We start from the raw sequence: 20,743 nt of genomic DNA, 5'->3' as shown, positions 1-20,743 counted from the left end.
CAGAGAAGGGGGCATGGGGAAATCGTTTCCGCATGCGGGGAGCGGGGCGGAGCCCCGCTCTTCTCTGTTCCATCTTTTTTTATTTCTTTTCTTCGTTCAGCCCGAGGAGGCTGAGAATACGGGCCAGTTCTTCGGGACTTGCGTAGGGGATCTGTATGCGGCCCTGTTGTTCGTTGCCGTTGATGGTGGCTTTGGTACCGCTGCTTCGGCGAAGAAGATTCTGAAGGTTTTTGATGAGCTCGGGCTTCGGGGTGCGGGCGGAACGGGGGGCGGGATTCTGTTCGGGAGCAAGCTTGTCGGGGAGTCTTCCGGTACGCTTGCAGGCATCGGCGGCGGCTTCGGCCTCGCGAACGGACAGGTGATGCCGCACAATGGCGTCGTACAGCGACTCCCGAAGCTTGTCGTCGCCTACGGAGAGCAGGGCGCGGGCGTGGCCTGCGCTGATGTCGCCGCGGGCAAGAGCGTCCTGCATGGGGGGCGAGAGCTGGAGCAGGCGCAGGGCGTTGGCTACGGCCGAGCGGCTTTTGCCGAGCTGCTCGGCAAGGGCTTCCTGACTCAGATTATGGGCTTTGCGCAGGGCCTGGAGCGCTTCGGCTTCTTCCATGGGGTTGAGGTCTTCGCGCTGAAGATTTTCCACAAGAGCTACGGTCATGGCTTCCTTGTCGTCGTACTCCGTCACAATGACGGGAACTTCCGTCAGACCTGCCATGCGGGCCGCGCGCCAGCGCCTTTCTCCCGCCACGATTTCGTACCGCTGGGGCATTCCGGGCAGAAGACGTACCAGAAGAGGCTGAATGACGCCCTGATTTTTGATGGAAACGGCCAGTTCTCCGAGAGCGTTGCCGTCAAAGACCTTGCGGGGCTGATGTTTGCCGGGGACAAGCTGGGTGAGGGCCAGTTTTCTGGGTTCTTCGCTGCTGCTTTCCGCGGCGGAGCTGAGCAGGGAGCTCAGGCCGCGTCCGAGTCCGCGTTCAGGGATGTTCATGGAACCTCCATGGATCGCAGGGCATTTTTGATGCTGAGCCTGCGGTGGACTGAAAAATGGTGTTGAAGAGGCGTTCTCCATGAGGAGGACGGGAATCTGGGCGATTCGGTTTTCCCGAGACCTCATGCCGCCGGAAGGACGGTTCAGAGAGCGGAAGGCGGGAAAAGTTTCTGTCGTAGCTTACGGCTGAGCGGTCTTGTGCACGACTTCGCGGGCAAGTTCAAGGTAGGCTTCCGCACCTTTGGATTTGATGTCGTAGTGAAGTATGGACTTGCCGTGGCTGGGCGCTTCAGACAGACGCACGTTCCTGGGAATGACGGTTTTGAACATATGTTTGGGAAAGCAGCGTTCCGCTTCCGCTTTCACCTGACGGGCCAGCTTGTTGCGTGAATCGTACATGGTGAGCAGCACTCCAAGGATCTTGAGCTCCTTGTTGAGTCGTTTGCGGACCTGTTCATAGGTATGCAGCAGTTTGACGATGCCTTCCAGAGCGAAGAATTCGCATTGCAGGGGAATGAGGATTTCGTGGGCGGCGCACAGGGTATTGATGGTGATGAGGCCGAGGGAGGGCGGACAGTCAATGATGATGTAGTCGTAATTGTCGGCCACCTGGCCGAGCAGGTCGGCGAGATAGAATTCCCGGGCCATCTTGTCCACCAGTTCTATCTCGATGCCGACGAGATCCGTGGAGGACGGCAGCAGGGAGAGATAGGGCGTCGCCGTGGGAAGCAGCGTTTCTTCCAGCGTGGACGTGCCGCAGAGTGCCGTGTAGAGATTGCGTGAAAGATTCTGCTGATCGAATCCGAGCGAGCTCGTGGAGTTCGCCTGAGGGTCGCAATCGACCAGCAATACACGATTTTCCATGATAGCCAGAGAGGCGGAAAGGTTGACAGACGTGGTGGTTTTGCCCACGCCGCCTTTCTGGTTGGCAACAGCGATGATTCTGGCCAATGTTCAAGCTCCTTTCCCAAATTCTTTTTTTACATAAACGCTGACATGGGGAAATGCAAGGAGTGCTTCACGTGAAACACGGTTGAGCTCCGGTAGGAATGTTTCACGTGAAACACTCCGAGACCGTGGAGTCGTCGGGAGGGGCGTTTCGGTGCAGAAAAAGGGCTTCCTGCTTGAAATCATTACTGTTTATAAGATGTAAGGACGGTCTTCGGGGCATTCCTGGCTTCGGAGGCAAAGGCGATGCTGCATTCCCATGGAGGATCGGCCGGACGGGTCTCCGGCAAGAAAAGCGCTTCGGCAAAAGCGCGTGACGACGCTGCAACATGCGGCGGCCGTTCCGGGATGGGGGAAAACGGGAAGGAACGTGCCGGGACCGAGTGTCCGAGGAAGACTGCGTCGAGGGAATGCCGTTTACGCAGGCGTGGACGGGACGGAGCCCTGAAGTCGAAGTAAGGGCTTTTCTGTCCGGCGGCGGGAGGACTGCGCTTCGGCAGAACAAAAAAGAGCGGACGTTTCGAGTCCGCTCTCTGAAGATTTTTTCGTAAGCAGAGCGCCGGCGGCGGGAGGAGGATGGCCTTCTGTCTGTCCCGGCAGGGCGTTCTGATCAGTGTCCGGTGATGTTGTACTTCTTCAGCTTGTACTGCATGAGACTACGGGATATGCCGAGCAGTTCCGCGGCGTGGGCCTGCACGAAGTCGGCGCGAACGAGGGCGCGCTTGATGAGGGCTGCCTCTATCTTGTCCAGCGTGTCGGCCAGATTGAGTTCCACGGGCAGCAGGTCCACGGCGCTCTTGAACTGCGATTCCTCGCCGCGTATTTCCGGGGGCAGGTCTTCCACGCCGATGACCGGACCGGGCACCATGACCATGCAGCCCTCAAGCACGTTCTGAAGCTGACGGATGTTGCCGGGCCAGTCGTAGCCGGTAAGGTAGTTCTGTGCCTCGGGGCTGAAGCTCTTGGTGGGGATGCCGTTGTCCTCGGCGATTTTTTCCGTGAAGTGGGCGATGAGCAGGGGAATGTCCTCTCTGCGCTCGCGCAGCGGCGGAATGTGGATCTGCACCACGTTGAGACGATAGAACAGGTCTTCACGGAAGGTTCCTTCCTCCACCATCTTGGAAAGGTCCCGGTTCGTGGCGGCCACCACGCGGATGTCCACGCTGATGGGCTCGGTGCCGCCCACGCGCTCGAACACGCGTTCCTGAAGCACGCGCAGCAGCTTCACCTGAAGATCCATGCTGAGCTCGCCCACTTCGTCGAGGAACAGCGTTCCGTGGTCCGCCTGCTCGAAGCGTCCGCGACGCGTGGCCACCGCGCCGGTGAAGGAGCCCTTTTCGTGGCCGAAGAGCTCGCTTTCCAGCACTCCGGAGTTGAAGGCCATGCAGTTGACCGAAACGAAGGGGCCTTCCTTGCGCGGCGAGCTGAAGTGGATGGCCCTGGCCACAAGTTCCTTGCCCGTGCCGGATTCGCCGGTGATGAGCACCGTGGAGCGGCTGACGGCCACGCGATCCACGATGGAGAGCGTGTTTCTGATGGCCTTGGACTTTCCGATGATGTGGTGGGTGCGGTAGCGTTCCTCCAGCGATTCCTGAAGCAGTTTGTACTGGCGGTGCGCCTTGGAGAGTTCCACGGCGTTGTGCACGGAGAGAAGAAGTTCGTCGTTGGCAAAGGGTTTTGTGATGTAGTCGAAGGCGCCGTAGCGCATGGCTTCCACCGCGTTCTCAATGCTGCCGAAGGCCGTCATGATGAGCACGGGCAGATCGGGCCAGGACTTCTTGATGCGCTGGAGCACTTCCTTGCCCGAGAGCTTCGGCATCTTCATGTCGGTGATGACGACGTCGACTTCCGATTCGTCCAGAAAATGCAGCGCCATTTCCGGATCGTTGAGGGCGGTCACCTCGTATCCGGCGTCCTTGAGCAGCGCCTCCATGACGATGAGATAGTTCTTCTCGTCGTCGATGACGAGAATGTGGGATATGTCACTCATGTTTCTGTCCTTGTTCTTCCGACGGCTGTCGTGTGGGGAAGCTTATGGTTATGAGGGCGCCGCCCTGCGGAGCGTTGGCCAGCTTCATGCTGCCGCCGTGCGAGTCGATGATGGCCTGCACGATGGGCAGGCCGAGGCCGGTGCCGTTGTCCTTGGTGGTGAAGAACGGGTCCATGGCCTTGGAAAGCGAGTCTTCGCTGAATCCGGGGCCCGTGTCCCGGAAGGTGAGCGCCGTCCGGCCGTCCGTGGAGAGCACGCTGTCGATGAAGATTTCTCCCTTGCCCTGCAGCGCCTGCTGGGCGTTGGCAAGAATGTTGTAGAAGGCCCGGTAGAGAAGGTCGGCATCGCCGAGAACGGTGATGTCCGGAGCGACGTTGATGTGCACCTCCACGCCCTGGCGCTGAAATTCTCCGCCGAGAAAGGCCATTGCCTTGTTGATGATGTCCTGAAGGCTCACGACGTCCTGCCTCGGCTGGCGCGGACGGGCGTAGTCCAGAAAGTCGTTCACGGTGGTGCCGAGGCGGCAGGATTCATCGTAGATGGCGGAAAGCATGGCCTGGGTGGTGGCGTCTTCGGTCTTGTGACGGCGGATGAGAAATTCCGAACTCGAGCGGATGATGCCCAGCGGATTTCTGATTTCATGAGCAATGGATGCCACCATGCGACCCATGCTGGCCAGCTTTTCCGCCTGATGAAGCTGGGCTTCGAGCTGACGGTTCATGGCCATGCGGCGGCTCAGCGTGTACTCGGCCTTTCGCGCCACGAAGTGCAGCAGGAAGAAGAGTATGAGCGTGGAGATGAGAAAGCCCGTGATGATGAGCCACTGGGAGCGTATGGTGCCCCGGTACTGGGGCGTCATGTCCTGCACGATTTCCAGCACGCCCAGAACGGGCACGGGCTGACCGTGCAGACGCAGCCCCTGAAAGTCGGAATCCACGGTGAGCGGAAATATGGTGCGCAGCAGGAAGGTGCCGTTTTCCAGATGCGGCGTGATGAGCGCCTGAGCGTAGGGAATGGACGAGAGCACGTCGAAGTGATGCGGCTTGCCCTCGAACACCAGCGGAATGCCCGCGGTATACATGTCGGTGCGGCGCACTTCCTTGGGGTCCGTGGAATAGAGAATGGTGTAGTGGTCGTCGAAAAGACGCACGCTTTCCAGCTGAAGTCCGTGAAGCTGCGACTGTATGACTTCGTCGAGCAGCTTGTACTGCGCGGGATTGGAAAGAGCCACGCGTCCTGAAGCATAGGTGACGGGAAGCGTGAACTTGCGGAAGATCTGACGGTTGATGTTGTCTGCGAGCAGCAGCGCGTATTCCTGCTGGCTTTCCAGCATGGACCGGTTCATGGTGCTGCCGATGAAAAGCGTGAGGATGACGCTGGAAATGAGGATCAGCACCAGCGAGATGTAGGAAAAGAACTTGGCCAGATTGAACGGCAGTTTGTTTTCTGCGCTGTTCTGACTTGCGTCATCCATGGAAATTCCTTCAAAAAAACGTAAGCGTGCCGGGATGTTTCCGATGGAAGAGGGGGAGGTAGAGCCTCCCCCTCCTGAACTCGGGTCTTTTCGCCTTCACGCCGTCCCGGCGGGCGGGGCGTTCATTTCGTCATGCGCCGTCTCTTCGGCACAGGCGGAAGAGACGTTCCGACGCTCGGCCTGGATTAGAAGTCCATGGTCTGCGACGGAATGGCGGTGAACATGGCCAGCCTTGCCGCGTCTTCTTCGGAACCGGGCATGCCGAGACGGGCGCGGGCCAGTTTCTTGCCGTTTTCCACGGCGGGCTGATCCACGGGATTGATGCCCATGAGCCAGCCGGTGAAGATGGTGGCGGCCTCAAGCAGCATCATCATTTTGCCGGCGGAAAAGGCGCTTTCATCGGGCATGTCGAGATGCACGACGGGCACGTCCTTCTGAGCCAGCGTGGCGCGGGTGGCCAGGGTCTCGGCGTCGAGAATGTCGCCGAAGGTGTGGCCCTTCAGGTACTGCCACTGCTCGGGCAGCTTGGTGGGCATGGGCAGCAGGCTCTTGTTGGCGGGAGTGCTGACGAAAAGACAGATTTTGTCCTTGGGGCCGTCAAGGAACATCTGAAGCAGGGAGTGCTGATCGGTCACGCCCGTGGCGGGAATGGGCATGGTGCCCTTGCCGTCCTTGCCGAGGCTTTCCGCCCAGAGCTGACAGAACCAGGGGCCGAAGGTGGACCAGGCGGGAATGTAGCAGAAGTATATGACCTGACTCTTGCCGGCTTCGGACATCTGCCAGGCCCAGCGGGCAAGCTTCCAGGAGGGATGGTCAAGGAGCGTGTCGGGGTTTTCCGCCAGAGGACGGCCCACGGAAATGGCGCCCTGAATGAGGCCCTTCCAGTCCATGCCGAGGAACACCGCGGGCACCATGCCCACGGCGGAAAGCACGGAGTAGCGTCCGCCGAGGTTGTCCGGCACGGGCAGGGAGCGCAGGGCGTACTTGTCCACTTCGTCGCGCAAGAAGCCCTTGTTGGCGTCGGTCACCACGAAAAGATGTTCCTGCCAGGTTCCGGGAAGCTTCGCCTGAAGCCAGGGCAGAACGATGAGATACTGGGCTATGGTTTCGATGGTGCCGCCGGACTTGCTGACCACGACCACCAGCGTGTCTTCGGGCACGAGCTTGTCGAGGTGCTCCTGAAGCCACTCGGGATGCACGTTGTCGGCAATCCACAGGCTGGGGCCGTCGTAGTTGGGACGGTCCTGTCCGGGGGCGAAGGCACGCTGGAGCGCGCGGGGTCCAAGCGCCGATCCGCCGATGCCAAGCAGCAGCATATGCTTGAAGCTTCTCAAGAATTCTTCATGAATTTCAAGCTGATGAATGAGGTCTTCCGCAAAGGGAAGCGCCAGGAAGGGAAGTACCGGCAGCTCCTGCTTCAGCTTTTCGATGAAGCGGGAGTCGTCGGAAGGACGGTCGGCAACGCCGCCAAGCCATGCATGAGCCCAATCAAGTTTCGCCTGAGTCATAAACACACCATCCAATAAAGAGGTTTTGAGCGAAGAGTCGTCAAGAAATGACGTTCCGACGGATGCGGGCCGACGGCCCCCGTCGCGACGGGGGCCGGTCTCGTCAGCGGTACAGGGCTTCCTTTATGCGGCGCAGCGCATCCATGAGAACGTCATCGGAAACGGCGTAGGAAAGCCGGATGCAGTGCGGATCGCCGAAGGCTTCGCCGGGCACGCAGGCCACGCGGGCCTTTTCAAGAAGGTAGGAGCACACGGCTTCACCGCTGGGCATTTCCGGCGTGAAGAGGGCGCTCACGTCCGGGAACAGATAGAAGGCCCCGCCGGGGCGATGGCATACCACGCCGGGCCAGGTGGAAATTTCGGCCATGGCGAGGTCGCGGCGGCGCAGGAAGGAGAGGCGCATTTCTTCCACGCAGTCGTAGGGCCCGTCGAGCGCAGCCACGGCAGCCTTCTGGGCAATGGAGCACATATGGGAGGTCATCTGTCCCTGCAGCTTGGAGCACTGCTTGATGAGATCCTCATGGCCGAGCGTGTAGCCCACGCGCCAGCCGGGCATGGAGAATGCCTTGGACAGGCCGTTCAGAATGGCGATCCTTTCAGGATGCTTTTCCCACCAGCGGGAGGCGCTCACGGGCTTGCCGTCGTAGACAAGCTGCTCATACATTTCATCGGCCAGCACGAAAATGTCGTGTTCAAAGCACCAGGTGACGAGCGCGTCGAGCTCTTCCTGGGTGTAGGCGACGCCCGTGGGATTGGAGGGCGAGTTCAGAATCATCATGCGGGTTCTGGGCGTGACGGCCTTTTCGAGGTCGGACGGGTCGATGCGGAAGCCCCGGGAGGAGTCGGCCTTCACGAGCACGGGATTGCCGCCGGCAAGACGGATGAGGTCGGGATAGCTGGTCCAGTAGGGGCAGGGCAGCAACACGTCGTCGCCGTCGTTGAGCATGACGAGGAGCGTATTGGCCAGAGACTGTTTGCCGCCGGTGGTGAGAATGACGTTTTCAGGCTTTGCCGACACCTGATACTGGCGCTGAAAATAATGGCAGACCGCGTTGCGAACTTCCATGATGCCGTTGACGGGGGTGTACTTGGTGAAGTTTTCATCAATGGCCTTTTTGGCGGCTTCGCAGATGTGACGCGGGGTGGGAGCGTCGGGCTCGCCCACGGCGAGGCTGGTGACGGCTATGCCCTTCGCCTTCATTTCGAGGGCCTTGGCATTGATCGCAAGGGTGGCGGAGGGGGTTATCTTTTTCATTCTGTCGGCAAAGTTCATGGTTGCGCTTCCTGGTTGATATGAGCAATAAAAAGGCCTGACGGTCACGGTAAACTCTATCAACTTCAATGCGGCCTGTAAATTGATGTTTGGTACATGAAAGTCCTTGCGGCAGACGGTTGCACGTCTTTTTTGTCCCGGTACGTCATTCGCTTTTCAGCGCAGCGTCGCAGCATTGTGTCCCTTTCAGGGAAAAGGAAGGAAGTCATGGAAACGCTGCTTCTGCCGTACCCCGAAGGCTGCCGGGTCGGCCGTTTCATCCGCAGGGAGAAGCGTTTTTTCGTGATGGCGGAGCTGGACGGCGAAGAGGTGACGGCGCACACCAACAATACCGGCACCATGCTCGGCCTTCTGCGTCCGGGCTGTCCGGTTCTCCTGTCGCCGGCACGCAATCCCGCAAGAAAGCTCAAATGGACGGTGGAGGCGCTGGGGCAGCCCGGAGGAAGCGGCTTTTTCTGGGTGGGCGTGAACACGTCGATGCCCAACAGACTGCTCGAAGCCCTGTTCCGGAAAGGCCTGCTCGCCTGGGCAGGAGGCTATGCGTCGCTCAGACGGGAGGCCGTGAACGGAGAGAGCCGCCTCGACGGACTTCTTGCCGGGCCGTCACTGCCGGAACTGTGGGTGGAATGCAAGAACGTGACGCTTGTGGAAGATGACGTGGCGGCCTTTCCCGACGCGGTCACGACCCGGGGCGCAAAGCATCTCCACACGCTCATGCGCCTTGTGTCGGAAGGGTGCAGGGCCGCCATGCTGTACGTCGTTCAGCGTCCGGACGGGCGCTGCTTCGGCGCTGCCGACTATGTTGACCCCGATTATGCCGAAGCTCTGCGTCTGGCCGTGCGAGCCGGGGTCGAGGTGTATCCCACGGTGGTGCACGTGAAGGAAGACGGCATACATTACGGCGGCATGCTTGAGTATCGGGAATGCTGACGTACGCAGTCTCCCTTTTTCTGGAGCGCAGGTCCCGGGAACAGCGTGTTTCACGTATTTTCCTGCCGAGGAGGTGGCAGTCATGGGTAAAAACATCATCATCGTCGTGCTGGCTGCGGCGTGCGCCTTTTTTGCCGCAAACGTCTATCTGGAACGGATGGCCTGGCGGGATGCGGAAATCACGCCGGCCGAATACGGCGGGCTGCTGGCGTTGCGCGACATGTATTCCGCCGCGGATTATGAGGACAGGGTCCTGCCTCTTCTCCGCGAAGCCTTCGTGGACGGCCGGGTGACGCGGGAGCGTCTTGAAATGCTCGGTCTGCGTCTTGAAGGCCTCGGCTCCCGCACGCTCGAGCTTCTGGAGGAGAAGCGCGCCGGCGACCGTGTGTCCCGGGCCTGGGACGACGCCCGCGACGGTGCGGCGGCGCTCGGCGAGAGCCTGGGGCGTCAGATGGGCAGGGCCATGCGGGAACTCGGCGACGCCGTGGAAGGGCTGAAGCCGAAGCGCGTTCCGGAGAGTCCTTCCCGGCCGGACGGAAGCGTGGAGCTGTAGGCGCTCCGATTGGCGTTGAAAGAAGGGCGGGACGGCTTTTCAGTGTCTCTGGACGGCCGTTCCGCCCTTGTTTCCGTCTGTTTCACTTGAGCGGCATTCTTTGCGGCAGAGGCGGAGCTCTCCCCAGAAGAAAACGGGAGCTAGAATCCCGCTGCGAGTCCGTCGCCGCGGGGATCGGTTGCGCCCTGGAGCACGCCGTTTTCATGAACGAGAATGGCGCCGGCATGGCCCATGGTGTCGGTGAAGTTTTCCACGACCTTCACGGGATGGCCGCGTCGTGCAAGTTCCTCGACCACGGCGGGGGGAATGCGCCCTTCGAGCTTCACGTCGTTGGATGCGGCGCCCCAGGTGCGGCCGTAGAGCCAGCGGGGAGCGGTAATGGCTTCCTGCGGAGTCATGCCGAAGTCCACCACGCGGGTCACGATGGCGGCCTGCGTCTGCGGTTGTCCTTCGCCGCCCATGGTGCCGTATACGAGGCAGGGGCGTCCGTCCTTGAGGAGCATGGCGGGGTTGAGCGTGTGCATGGTGCGCTTGCCGGGCTCAAGACGGTTCACATGCTTCGGATCAAGAGAAAAGAAGCTGCCGCGGTTCTGCAGGAGCACGCCGGTGCCTTCGGCCACGATGCCGGAACCGAAGTCGTGATAGATGCTCTGGATGAGAGAGACGGCGTTGCCGTCCTTGTCCACCACGCCGAGCCAGACGGTGTCGCCCTTGGGATCGAGGGGAGCTCCGGGGCCGGCCGCCTTTTTCATGTCGATGCGCGCAGCCTGCTCCTTGCCGTGCTCTTCCGAAAGCAGCTCGTCCAGAGGAATGGAAACGAAGGCAGGATCGGAAAGATACCGGTCTCGGTCGATGAAGGCCTCCCTGGTAGCCTCGATGAGGGCATGGTAGTAATCCGCGCTGCCCTCGCCCATGGCCTTCACGTTGAAGTTGTTCAGGATGTTCAGAATTTCGAGGGATGCCATGCCCTGCGTGTTCGGCGGCAGGTTGCAGGCCGCAAGTCCCCGGTAGTTCACGCGTATGGGCGTGACCCATTCGGCCCTGTGCGAGGCAAAGTCCTCAAGCGTGAGCAGGCCGCCGTTTTTTTCCAGATCGGCCACGATCTTCCTGGCAATGCTTCCCCTGTAGAATTCTCCGGCGCCTTTTTCCGCCATGACGCTCAGCGTGGCGGCAAGGTCCGGCTGGCGGAACATTTCGCCCGTGACGAGGGGACTGCCGTCCTTCATGAACACGCGGGCGAATTCCGGGAATCTCTGCAGGTCGCGGAAAACCTTGTCGTCGGGATCGGCGTTCACGGCGCTCCAGAAGGCAAGGGACGTGCTTACCGGAAAGCCGTCCTCTGCGTAGGAAATGGCCGAGGAAAAGAGTTCCTTCCAGGGCATGGCCGTTTTGAGGGCGGACTGACTGTAGCGGTAGGCCTCGTCCCAGCCGGAAACGGTGCCGGGGACGGTGTTGGCCGCAAGATAGCCCCGGGAGGGAATGCTTTTCAGGCCTCTGGAGGCGTAGAAGTCGATGGTGGCCTTCGATCCTGCGCGGCCGCTGGCGTTCAGGCCTCTGAGTTCTCCCGTCTTGGCGTTGTAGATGAGCCAGAAGTTGTCGCCGCCGGGCGTGCACATCTGCGGATAGACCACGGCAAGCGTGACGGCGGTGGCTATGGCCGCGTCCACGGCGTTGCCGCCGCGGCGCAGAATGTCGAGTCCTGCCTGCGTGGCCAGATGATTGGGAGAGGTCACCATGCCGCGCGTGGCCAGGGGATTGGTGCTTTGGGAAATGGTGTCGCAGTAGGAAGGGCTTTCCATGGCAGCTGCTCCGGGACGGGGAACGGAAAGCAGGGCGCACAGCGCCGCCGCTCCGAACGCGACCGCCCGTTTGAGGGTGGTGTTCATGCGTGCTCCTTAGAGTAAGGGTTTGCAGGACTTTGTCCATGCCTGTTGACGCATGATTCTCTGCAAAGTTCGTGCCGGAATATTTTTTTGTGTCATGGCAGACGGTTGGAATGAAAATGGCTTGGGATGATCTGTCCTTGAGTCCGTTTTGGTTCCAGTCGTGGCCCGTGTCGTGTTTTTTGATGCAAAAATGGATTTTCAGGGAAGGGAGCGACGGTTTTCGGCGCGAGAGCGGGAGCCTGAGGGGAGCAGAAAGATGGGCCGGAAGAGCGGGGCCGGTCTTATGCCTTTCGGAGGCACGGAGGGATGGCAAGGCAACGGCGGAAGAGGGCCGGGAGGTGGCCGGACACCATCGGACGGGGAAAAGCCGGCAGAGGAAGGAAAAGGACCCGGGAACGTGTTCCCGGGCCCTTTGTCAGACAGGCGTCAGTTCTGTCCTTCGTCGAGCTCCCTTGTGTACCGGCACTTGGGATTGGGACAGGCTATGTGGCGACCGCGCGCGCGGGTCGTCTTGATGACCAGAATGGGTGACTGGCATTCCGGGCAGGTTTCGGCCACGGGCCAGTCCCATACGGCGTAGTCGCATTCGGGATAGCGGGAGCAGGAGTAGAACAGCTTGCCCTTGCGGGAGCTTTTTTCCACCAGTGTTCCCTTGCCGCACTTGGGGCAGGTCACTCCCGTGGAGAAGGGAGCGGCGTAGTCGCATTCGGGATAGCGGGAGCAGCTTAAAAAGCGGCTTCCCGTGCGGGACTGCTTGAGAATGACGTCGCCGCCGCACTTGGGGCAGGTGCCCATTTTCTGATGTTCTTCCTTCGGGCGCTCCTGAGGAATGATCTTGCCCTTTTCGTCGCGGGTGAAATTGGTGGTGTAGCGGCATTCGGGATAGCCCGTGCACGCCAGGAATTCTCCGCTCTTGCCGAACTTCACCACAAGGGGCTTGCCGCATTCGGGACAGGGAACGTCGGTGGTGAGGCCTCCCTTCACCGGAGCCATGTTCTTTGCCGCGGCTTCCAGCGTGGGATTGAAGTCCTTTGAAAAGTCCTTCATGAGGTCGACCCAGCCGAGCTCTCCATCGGCCACCTTGTCGAGATTGTTTTCCATTTCGGCGGTGAAGCCCACGTCCATGAGCCTTGCGAAGTGGTCGCGCAGCTGGGAACAGACCACCTTGCCGAGGTCGGTGGGCACGAAATGCTTGTCTTCGAGGCGCACGTATTCGCGATCCTCGATGGTGGAAATGATGGTGGCATACGTGGAGGGGCGGCCGATGCCGCGTTCTTCCAGTTCCCTGACCAGGGAGGCTTCGGTGTAGCGCGGCGCAGGCTGCGTGAACTTCTGTTCCTTTTCCAGTTTCTGCAGGGTGACGACTTCGCCTTCGCGCAGGGCGGGCAGCGCGGCCTCCTCTTCATCCACGGAACGGGGCATCACCGCGAGAAAACCGGGGAAGAGCAGGCGTTCGCCCTTGGCCTTCCACAGACCGGGACCGCATGTCAGGGTGACGGAAGTGTCGTGATAGGTGGCGGCGGCCATCTGCGAGGCCACGAAGCGGCACCAGATGAGGTTGTAGAGACGGTACTGGTCGGGGGTGAGGAAATCCTTCACGTCCTGAGGCGTCAGCGTGATGTCGACGGGGCGCACGGCTTCATGGGCGTCCTGCGCGGAGGTTTTGCCCTTGAAGGAACGTCCCTTGCCTCCGGGAGCCATGTAGTCCTTGCCGAAGCGCTGCTCTATGTAGTCGGCGGCGCTTTTCTTGGCTTCGTCGGCGATGCGCACGGAGTCGGTGCGCATGTAGGTGATGAGGGCCGTGGTTCCCTTTTCGCCGAGCTCTATGCCTTCGTACAGACGCTGGGCCGTGGCCATGGTGCGCTTGGAGGTGAAGCCTATGCGCTGGTTGGCCGTCTGCTGCAGCGTGGAGGTGGTGAAGGGCGGCAGCGGATTGCGGGAACGCTCCTTTTCCTCCACCTGCGACACCACGAAGGGCTGACCGGCCATGGCCTGTTCCATGGCGTCGGCCGCGGCCTTGCTGGCAATGAGAATTTTGCGGGAGCTCTTTTCCTTGTCCCTGCCGTCTCCGTCGGTCTCGGAAAGTTCCTTGAGCTTTTTGGCGAAGCTCGTTTCTATTTTGACGAGTTCGGCCTTGAAGGGAGGAGGCGTGGCTCCGGCAAGCAGGGCGCGGAAGGTCCAGAATTCTTCGGGCACGAAGGCAAGGCGTTCCTCTTCGCGTTCCACGATGAGCCGGAGCGCCACGGACTGCACGCGCCCGGCGGAGATGCCGCGCTTCACGGTTTTCCAGAGCAGAGGCGAAATCTTGTAGCCCACGAGACGGTCGAGCACGCGGCGGGCCTGCTGCGCGTCGAAGAGGTCGGGATTGATGTCGTGGGGGTGCTCCAGCGCGTTCTTCACGGCGCGGGAGGTGATTTCGTTGAACTGGATGCGCTTGATGTTCTTCGCCTTGTTCTTGATGACTTCGGCGATGTGCCAGGCTATGGCCTCACCCTCGCGGTCGGGGTCGGGCGCGAGGTAGACGGTGTCGGCCTTGGAGGCCGCGTCCTGAAGATCGCGCACCACTTTTTCCTTGCCCTTGATGATTTCGTAGTGAGGGGCAAAGTTGTGGGCCTCGTCCACGCCGATTTCTCTGGTGGGCAGGTCGCGGATGTGACCCACGCTGGCCTGCACCATGTATTTGTTTCCCAGAAATTTCTTGATGGTCTTCACCTTGGCCGGTGACTCCACGATAATCAGATCCTTGCCCATAGCTCGCTCACAAGTAGGAATTTCAAAGGGAGGTTGAGCCTCCGTCGTCAAGGAACATACGTTAAAAGGGGGGAGCGTCAAGTCCCGGACGGGAGAAATGACGCATTTCTCCTGCTCCTGCAGGGAATCCGGGAGCCGGGAGCGCTCAGAACAGGGTGGCGCTGCGGGCGTTTGCGTCAAATGCGATGTTTTCCGGCTTCAGGCCGAGAGCCAGCCAGCGCGCTTTCAATGCGCCCCTGTCGCCGTACATGAATCCCTGGCAGGAGCGCGGCAGCGTGAGTCGGACGGGAGAGCGTCCGAGTCTGCGCACGGCGTCCTCTGCGGAGAGAAGAAGCGCTTCGGCCTGGATGAGCGCTCCGAGCGCCGGGTGTCTCGGACCGGCGATGAGCGCGGCGTCGAAGGCGGGTTCCGGGGCCACGGAGAGCCGGATGACGGAAACATCCGCCTGCCAGGCGAGACGAAGGGCCTCCCCCAGTGTGCGCACGGTTTCTTCTATCGTCCATGGAGCGTAGCGGCCTTCTCGGTACCAGCGCGCGAGCACGGTTCCTTCGGGAACGAGGCAGGGATAGAAGCGCAGACAGGAGGGGGAAAGGGAGAGCGCCTTCTTCACGTCGTCAAGAAAGACGTCCGGGGAACTTCCCGGCATGCCGGGAAGAAGCTGTACGCCGAGTGAAAGGCCGGCTTCGAGCACCTTTTTGCATCCCTCTTCGGCCTCTTTGCCGGAGTATCCCCTGCGGGAAAGGGCAAGAGCGTGATCGTCAAAGCTTTGTATGCCGAGTTCCACGAGGTCCACGCCGCTTCGACAAAGTTCTTCCAGCACGTCCGGGGCAAGAGCGTCCGGCCTTGTGGAGCAGCGGGCGCGCGTGATGCGTCCTTCCCTGCGGAGTCTGCCCAGAAAATCGAGGCACGAACTGCGGTCGGATGGGGGAAGAGCCGTGAAGGTGCCTCCGTAAAAGGCGAGCTCCCGGCCTTCTCCGGGACGGCAAGGCGACATTTCGGTCGTTGCGGCACAGGCTTTTTCGAGGATGGCGCGAACGCCTTTCGATGCTCCTTCGCCCGTCTGCCTGTCCTGCGCGCAGTACACGCAGTGTCCCGGGCATCCGAGAAAAGGCAAAAATACCGGAATGATGCGATCGGCTCTGTGCTGTCGTGCCCCTGTTTTGAAAATGACGCGGTCTAACGATGCATGACCAAAATGAGGCGAAAGAGGTGACATTTTTTTTCCTTGGGAGAAAAGCTCTTGATGTTCTAATCGCTTGCGCTTAGGATGACAAGGTCTTCCCCGCGTCAAAAACGCGGGAGGTCTCTGGAGGTCTGTACTGTCATGTCTGAAGAAAAATGTATTTTCTGCCTCATCGCAAACGGGGACATTCCCTGCGCGAAGGTATACGAGGATGATGTCGTCCTGGCATTTCTTGATCTTTCTCCCGTGCATCCCGGCCACACGCTGGTGATCCCCAAAAAGCACTATAAGGACATGCTTGAAGTATCCTGCGACATCGCGCCTGCGGTGTTTTCCGCGTTGAAGAAGCTGGGGGCGGCCGTCATGAAGGCCACCGGCGCCACGGGATTCAACGTCATGCAGAATAACGGATTGTCCGCAGGGCAGACCATGTTTCATATCCATTGGCACATCATTCCCCGTTTCGACGGGGACGGGCTCGGCGTGTGGGAGCAGGGGAATTATCCCGACGCCGAAGCCATGCAGGCCATGGCCGCGAAAGTGGCCTCGTGTCTGGAATAGTAAATCCGTATCAGGAAGGAATGGCAGGAGGAAAGCATGAACAAGGCTCTGACCAAGGCTGACATTGTGGAAGCGGTATACAATGACAAGAATCTCGGCCGCAACCGTGCGGAAGTGAAGAATATCGTTGAAAACCTGCTTGCACTGATGAAGCAGGCCATCAAGAAGGATGACGCGCTTCTCATCAGCGGATTCGGCAAGTTTGAAGCCTATGACAAAAACGCCCGCAAGGGACGCAACCCGCAGACTGATGAATCCATCACCCTGCCTCCCCGCAAGGTGGTGGTGTTCCGTCTCTCCCGCAAGTTCCGCATGGAACTCAACGGCGGCGAAGAGGCGTAGTCCAGGGCGGTGTCCCGTGCAAGAAGGGCCTGCTTCGGCAGGCCTTTTTTCGTGCCCGAAAGAGGTCTCATGCCTGTACTCCCGCCTTTTTTTGAGCTAGAGCAATGTTGCTGTCGCGGCGCCGTCATGCGTTTCGGGCGCCGCCCGTCGCTGTGCCGGTTCGCGCATGGAGCTTTTGGGAGCGCGTCCCTGCGCTGCCGCCCCGTGCCGCGCCGGTAGGAAATTCTGGCCTTCGTGCCAGCATGGAGAGTGTGTCATGTCTGTTCCCGTCATAGACGCCGCCGAGTGGACGGCGAAGCTCATGGATCTGCCGCGCAGGGGCGCGGCCAGTGTCACGGCCTTTTACGAACATCGCATGGGAGCGATCTGTCGGGATCCGCGTCTTCTGCTCGTGCCGCTGGACGACCACATGGTGCACCGCGGCGACGCCATTTTTGAAAGTCTCACCTTCCTTGAAGGCCGCGTCGTGCAGCTCGACGCCCATCTTGAGCGCATGAAGCATTCCGCCTCCACGCTGTCGCTGGTGCCTCCCTGCCCGTGGGAGGAGGTGCGGGCCCTCATGCTCGACGTGGCGAAGGCCGGCGGCGAGCCTTACGGCGGTCTCAAGGTTCTGCTCGGCCGAGGCTGCGGCGGCCTCGGCGTGGATCCTGCGGAATGTCCTGAAAGCAGTCTGTACATTGTGGCCACCCGGGGAAAGCCGCTTCCCGAGTCCTTCTGGGAGAAGGGCCTTACGGCCGCAAGAAGCGCCGTTCCGGCCAAGCAGGAATGGCTTGCGCAGATAAAGTCCACCAACTATCTCGCCAACGCCCTCATGGCGAAGGAAGCCCGGGAAAAGGGCGTGGACCTTACCTTTTCCTTCGATGACGACGGCTTTCTTGCCGAGGCCGCCATTGCCAACGTGGCGCTGGTGGACAGGGAGGGGCGCATGCTCATGCCCAGGTTCCGTCACGCGCTTCCGGGCACCACGGCCATACGGGCCATGGAGATCGCCCGGGACTTCATGCCCGTAGTTATCACTGATATCACTGAAGAAATAGTAGAACAGGCCTCCGAGATTCTGGTACTTGGTACTACATGCGAGTGCGTGGCGGTCACGCACTACAACGGCAAGCCTGTAGGCGACGGCCGTCCCGGTCCCATGGCGGACAGGCTGCGCCATCTGCTGCATGACGCTCTTGTGACCGGAGGCGTGCCGTTCCTCCAATGATCAACAAGTGAGGAACTTATGCGCATCAAGACTCTGTTCACCGGTTTCTGCTGTGGTATCCTTCTGGCTCCCGCGATGGCCCTTGCCGCCGATTCCGCTCCCGCTCCCAAGGCGGCGAAGCAGACCGTGGCCGATACTCCCTTCGTCATCGTGGCGCCCAGTGAGGAAATCGTGGTCACCTTCCCGCTCTTCGTCGTGGAACGCGGCGTTGTGGAGAGCGTTGACGTCAAGAACGGCACCTTCACCCTCAAGGACAAGCAGGGCGAAGTTTCCACCGTCAAGGTGACGGACAACACGCTGGTGGAAAACGTGTACGCCGACATTTTCACCTGGGAGACCAAGAAGGGCATCGCCGACCTCAAGAAGGGCGACAAGGTGCGTGCCCGCGTGTTCCCCGGCGATGACGGACAGCCCTCTTCCGCCATTTCTCTGGACGTGTATAAGTTCTGATCGGTCGGTTTTCGTCAGTCGTGAAGGCCGGAGCCGTTCCCCTTGCGGGCGGCCCGGCCTTTTTCGTCTTCGGCGCGTGCGCTTCAGGCTCTCGCCCTTTTCCCGGCGGAGGCCGTTTGCGGCGTCCGCGCATGCTAGAGCATGTTCACGGGGTCGAGATCGAGGGATATTCTGAGCTCGTGGGGCATGTTGCCGAGGTCTCTCAGCGCGAGAGCGTAGGCCTGACGCACGTGTTGCCAGGAATCGGCCTTCATGAGGCACTGAAAGCGCATGCGGCCCTGAATGCGGGCAAGCGGCGCAGGGGCCGGGCCGAGCACGGTAAGGCCGAGGGCGCGGCCGTGACTCCGAAGGGCTGCGGCAAAGGCGTTCACGCGGCTCTGGCCGTCCTTCCAGTCCCACGGATAGGAAAGCCGGACAAGCGCCAGCTTGACGAAGGGCGGGTAGCGACGCTGCTTTCTCAGGGCTATTTCATGTTCATAAAAGCCTTCGTAGTCGCCTGTTTTCACGAAGTCCCAGCAGTAGTGATGAATGTCTCTCGTCTGAATGAGCACGCGTCCCGGCTTTTCTCCGCGTCCGGCGCGTCCCGATGACTGCACGAGAAGCTGAAAGGTGCGTTCCGCCGAGCGGTAGTCGGGCATGTTCAGGCCCATGTCGCCGTCGGCCACCACGGCAAGCGTGACGTTGGGAAAGTGATGTCCCTTGGAGAGCATCTGCGTGCCCACGAGCACCTGCGCCTCCTGCCGGGCAAAGGCGGCGAGTATTTCTTCCATGCGTCCGGGCCGGCTCGTGCTGTCGCGGTCGAGCCGGAGCACTCGGCCTCCCGGCGGAAGCGCTCCGGCAAGCTCTTCCCCGGCAAGGCTTTCTTCCAGCTTTTCCGTACCTTCTCCCATGGGCAGGAAGTTCAGCCCTCCGCATTTTTCGCAGGGCGAGGGAAAGGGACGCGTGTGCCCGCAGTAGTGGCAGACGAGCTGTTCGCGCTTCTTGTGGTAGGTAAGGGCTATGTCGCAGTTGGGGCATTTTGCCACGGTTCCGCAGTTCAGGCAGTACATGAGCGGCGCGTAGCCCCTGCGGTTGAGCAGCACAACGGCCTGCTCGCCTTTCTGAACGGTTTCCCTGAGAGCTTCCACGGCACGCGGAGAAAGAAGCCTTGAGGCAGGCTGATCCTTGATGTCCACAAGCTCTATGGCGGGCAGAGTGCCGCCGCCCGTGCGGTGCGTCAGTCTCGAGATGGGAAAGAGTCCTTCCCTTGCCGCGTGAAAGGTCTTGATGTCCGGCGTGGCCGAACCGAGAATGAGCAGTGCGCTGTGTCTGCGTGCCCTCTCCCAGGCCACTTCCTTGGCCTGATAGGGAAGGCGGTCTTCCTGCTTGAAGGAGCCGTCGTGCTCTTCGTCCAGAACGATGGCCCCGAGCGGCGGCACGGGCAGAAAGAGCGCGGAGCGCGTGCCGATGATGAGACACGGGTCCCTGCGGGCGGCGAGACGACGGAAGGTGCGTTCCCGCTGCTGCTGACTCTGATAGCCGTGGTAGAAGAATATGGGCATTCCGGGAAAGCGCTGTTCGGCGTCCCGGCGCAGCTTGAGGGCTATGGCCACTTCCGGGGCGAGAATGAGCGCGGAGCGTCCTCTCTGAAGGCAGGCGTGGGCGAGTTCCAGATACACGGCGGTCTTGCCGCTGCCCGTGATGCCGAAAAGAAGATGGGCGAAGGGACGCTTTTCCCCCCGTGCGAGAGCGTCCATTTCTCCGCAGTATTCTTCGAGAGCCGCCTGCTGCTCGTCCGTGAGCTGAAAGGGAGGCTCCGGCGGAGGCAGAAGCTCCTCGCCTATTTCCGCTTCCTCTTCGTCGGGCGCGGCGGGGCGCAGTTCCACGAGCTTGTTTTTGATGAGCGCCGTGAGCGTCTGGGAGCTGTCGGGCAGAGCTTCGCGCAGTCTTTTGCGTGACACCACGCCGTTTTGCAGCAGCCAGTCGAGCATTTCGCGCTGCTTCACGGCGTTGGGGCGCACCGGCCACGGCGGATCGCAGGCAAGGGCGCAGAGCTCGCCGTCGGCGGCGTCTTCAGCCAGCATGAGAATTTCCGCCCGGCCGTGCATGAAGTCCTGAGCCAGAGGGGCGCGTTCTTCGGCAGGCATGGCGGGAATGTCGCGCAGGGCGAAAAGGCGGGGCTTGCGTCCTTTTCCGTCAATGTCGGGCAGATACTGCCGCACGCGTATGCGCGCGGTGACTCTCAGTCCCTGGGGCAGAAGGTTGCCGAGCACCCGTCCCGGCGAGGAGTACTGACGCGCGGCAAGCTGCTCCACGGTTTCCATATAGTCCTGCGGAAGAAGCGGCGAGAGTTCCAGCGGCCAGGTGATGGGGCGCAGGGTGATGTCCCCGTTTCTTTTCATGCCGTGCTGACCGGAGGCGCATTCTTTTAGGGCGTTCTTGTCGTCGTCGGCAAACACGGCCGTGACGACGCCCGCGCGTATGGCTCCGTTGCCGAGCGGTACGGCCACGCGAAGGCCGATGCGCCACGGAAAGTCGGGAAATTCTCCGGGCGTCAGATAGCTCAGCGTGGCGTAGGGCGGCGTGCAGAGGGCGACATGGCAGATCATGGTTCTGTCCTGGTCAGATTCCGCGTGAAAGCGTCTGAAAGTCGCGTCGTCTCCCGGCGGCGTTTGTCTGAAGCGGAGGGCCGGACCATGGGCGCGAATCCCGGAGGGGGAAGC

At 61.0% G+C, this 20,743-nt stretch carries 16 protein-coding genes; 6 read left to right on the top strand and 10 right to left on the bottom strand.

Features of this window, described 5'->3' with window-relative positions; all coding sequences use genetic code 11:
* Positions 1-79 precede the first annotated feature (79 nt).
* The 6 genes from QZZ60_RS02185 to QZZ60_RS02160 all read right to left on the bottom strand — a co-directional run bounded on the left by QZZ60_RS02185 (position 80) and on the right by QZZ60_RS02160 (position 8,178).
* Positions 80-985 (bottom strand): ParB/RepB/Spo0J family partition protein, encoded by a 906-nt coding sequence (locus QZZ60_RS02185; protein ID WP_295637215.1) that lies wholly within the window; start codon positions 983-985, stop codon positions 80-82.
* Between the two features lie 180 nt (positions 986-1,165).
* Entirely contained in the window at positions 1,166-1,936 is a 771-nt protein-coding gene (locus QZZ60_RS02180) for an AAA family ATPase (protein ID WP_295637212.1), read from the bottom strand.
* A 607-nt stretch (positions 1,937-2,543) separates the two neighbouring features.
* Positions 2,544-3,923 (bottom strand): sigma-54 dependent transcriptional regulator, encoded by a 1,380-nt coding sequence (locus QZZ60_RS02175; RefSeq protein ID WP_294445837.1) that lies wholly within the window; start codon positions 3,921-3,923, stop codon positions 2,544-2,546.
* A complete protein-coding gene (locus QZZ60_RS02170; protein WP_295637207.1) occupies positions 3,916-5,397 on the bottom strand; it encodes an ATP-binding protein in 1,482 nt (493 codons plus the stop codon). The genes QZZ60_RS02175 and QZZ60_RS02170 overlap by 8 nt, the downstream gene beginning before the upstream one ends.
* A gap of 185 nt (positions 5,398-5,582) precedes the next feature.
* Positions 5,583-6,905, bottom strand: coding sequence for a glucose-6-phosphate isomerase (locus QZZ60_RS02165; RefSeq protein ID WP_295637204.1), 1,323 nt, complete (start codon positions 6,903-6,905; stop codon positions 5,583-5,585).
* A 103-nt stretch (positions 6,906-7,008) separates the two neighbouring features.
* The gene (locus QZZ60_RS02160; protein ID WP_295637201.1) at positions 7,009-8,178 is read right to left on the bottom strand and encodes a pyridoxal phosphate-dependent aminotransferase; all 1,170 of its coding nucleotides are present in this window, start codon (positions 8,176-8,178) and stop codon (positions 7,009-7,011) included.
* Between the two features lie 207 nt (positions 8,179-8,385).
* On the opposite strand from QZZ60_RS02160, the gene sfsA reads away from it, so the two are divergent.
* Both sfsA and QZZ60_RS02150 read left to right on the top strand, forming a co-directional pair.
* Positions 8,386-9,108 carry a DNA/RNA nuclease SfsA gene (gene sfsA / locus QZZ60_RS02155; protein ID WP_295637198.1) on the top strand — a complete coding sequence of 241 codons (723 nt, stop codon included), beginning with the start codon at positions 8,386-8,388 and terminating at the stop codon, positions 9,106-9,108.
* Positions 9,109-9,190: 82 nt separating this feature from the next.
* Positions 9,191-9,661, top strand: a complete 471-nt coding sequence (locus tag QZZ60_RS02150) for a hypothetical protein (RefSeq protein ID WP_295637195.1) — start codon at positions 9,191-9,193, stop codon at positions 9,659-9,661.
* A 140-nt stretch (positions 9,662-9,801) separates the two neighbouring features.
* On the opposite strand, the gene ggt is transcribed toward QZZ60_RS02150, so the two are convergent.
* The 3 genes from ggt to QZZ60_RS02135 form a co-directional block, all read right to left on the bottom strand.
* A complete protein-coding gene (gene ggt / locus QZZ60_RS02145) occupies positions 9,802-11,547 on the bottom strand; it encodes a gamma-glutamyltransferase (RefSeq protein ID WP_295637193.1) in 1,746 nt (581 codons plus the stop codon).
* A 426-nt stretch (positions 11,548-11,973) separates the two neighbouring features.
* A complete protein-coding gene (gene topA / locus QZZ60_RS02140; protein WP_295637190.1) occupies positions 11,974-14,298 on the bottom strand; it encodes a type I DNA topoisomerase in 2,325 nt (774 codons plus the stop codon).
* 145 nt (positions 14,299-14,443) lie between these two features.
* Positions 14,444-15,412 carry a radical SAM protein gene (locus tag QZZ60_RS02135; RefSeq protein WP_367119399.1) on the bottom strand — a complete coding sequence of 323 codons (969 nt, stop codon included), beginning with the start codon at positions 15,410-15,412 and terminating at the stop codon, positions 14,444-14,446.
* Between the two features lie 210 nt (positions 15,413-15,622).
* Between QZZ60_RS02135 and QZZ60_RS02130 the strand changes: the two genes are divergently transcribed.
* The 4 genes from QZZ60_RS02130 to QZZ60_RS02115 all read left to right on the top strand — a co-directional run bounded on the left by QZZ60_RS02130 (position 15,623) and on the right by QZZ60_RS02115 (position 18,041).
* Positions 15,623-16,042 (top strand): HIT family protein, encoded by a 420-nt coding sequence (locus QZZ60_RS02130; RefSeq protein WP_295637188.1) that lies wholly within the window; start codon positions 15,623-15,625, stop codon positions 16,040-16,042.
* Positions 16,043-16,078: 36 nt separating this feature from the next.
* Positions 16,079-16,384, top strand: coding sequence for an integration host factor subunit alpha (locus QZZ60_RS02125; RefSeq protein WP_294484361.1), 306 nt, complete (start codon positions 16,079-16,081; stop codon positions 16,382-16,384).
* 256 nt (positions 16,385-16,640) lie between these two features.
* Positions 16,641-17,591, top strand: a complete 951-nt coding sequence (locus QZZ60_RS02120; RefSeq protein ID WP_295637183.1) for an aminotransferase class IV — start codon at positions 16,641-16,643, stop codon at positions 17,589-17,591.
* Positions 17,592-17,609: 18 nt separating this feature from the next.
* On the top strand, positions 17,610-18,041 hold the full coding sequence (locus tag QZZ60_RS02115; protein ID WP_295637180.1) for a hypothetical protein: 432 nt from the start codon (positions 17,610-17,612) through the stop codon (positions 18,039-18,041).
* Between the two features lie 134 nt (positions 18,042-18,175).
* Here the strand turns inward: QZZ60_RS02115 and priA are convergent, their stop codons facing one another.
* Positions 18,176-20,629: a primosomal protein N' gene (priA, locus tag QZZ60_RS02110; protein WP_295637177.1), complete on the bottom strand. Its 2,454-nt coding sequence runs from the start codon at positions 20,627-20,629 to the stop codon at positions 18,176-18,178.
* Between the last annotated feature and the right edge of the window lie 114 nt (positions 20,630-20,743).

The organism is uncultured Mailhella sp. (genome assembly GCF_905187505.1).
Classification (GTDB): domain Bacteria; phylum Desulfobacterota; class Desulfovibrionia; order Desulfovibrionales; family Desulfovibrionaceae; genus Mailhella.
This window is presented reverse-complemented; position numbering and strand designations above follow the sequence as displayed.

Coding starts and splice junctions, on each gene's coding strand:
- QZZ60_RS02120 (WP_295637183.1), top strand. CDS start 16,641: ATGTCTGTTCCCGTCATAGACGCCGCCGAGTGGACGGCGAAGCTCATG.
- QZZ60_RS02115 (WP_295637180.1), top strand. CDS start 17,610: ATGCGCATCAAGACTCTGTTCACCGGTTTCTGCTGTGGTATCCTTCTG.
- QZZ60_RS02125 (WP_294484361.1), top strand. CDS start 16,079: ATGAACAAGGCTCTGACCAAGGCTGACATTGTGGAAGCGGTATACAAT.
- QZZ60_RS02165 (WP_295637204.1), bottom strand. CDS start 6,905: ATGACTCAGGCGAAACTTGATTGGGCTCATGCATGGCTTGGCGGCGTT.
- QZZ60_RS02170 (WP_295637207.1), bottom strand. CDS start 5,397: ATGGATGACGCAAGTCAGAACAGCGCAGAAAACAAACTGCCGTTCAAT.
- sfsA (WP_295637198.1), top strand. CDS start 8,386: ATGGAAACGCTGCTTCTGCCGTACCCCGAAGGCTGCCGGGTCGGCCGT.
- ggt (WP_295637193.1), bottom strand. CDS start 11,547: ATGAACACCACCCTCAAACGGGCGGTCGCGTTCGGAGCGGCGGCGCTG.
- QZZ60_RS02175 (WP_294445837.1), bottom strand. CDS start 3,923: ATGAGTGACATATCCCACATTCTCGTCATCGACGACGAGAAGAACTAT.
- priA (WP_295637177.1), bottom strand. CDS start 20,629: ATGATCTGCCATGTCGCCCTCTGCACGCCGCCCTACGCCACGCTGAGC.
- QZZ60_RS02160 (WP_295637201.1), bottom strand. CDS start 8,178: ATGAACTTTGCCGACAGAATGAAAAAGATAACCCCCTCCGCCACCCTT.
- QZZ60_RS02185 (WP_295637215.1), bottom strand. CDS start 985: ATGAACATCCCTGAACGCGGACTCGGACGCGGCCTGAGCTCCCTGCTC.
- QZZ60_RS02150 (WP_295637195.1), top strand. CDS start 9,191: ATGGGTAAAAACATCATCATCGTCGTGCTGGCTGCGGCGTGCGCCTTT.
- topA (WP_295637190.1), bottom strand. CDS start 14,298: ATGGGCAAGGATCTGATTATCGTGGAGTCACCGGCCAAGGTGAAGACC.
- QZZ60_RS02130 (WP_295637188.1), top strand. CDS start 15,623: ATGTCTGAAGAAAAATGTATTTTCTGCCTCATCGCAAACGGGGACATT.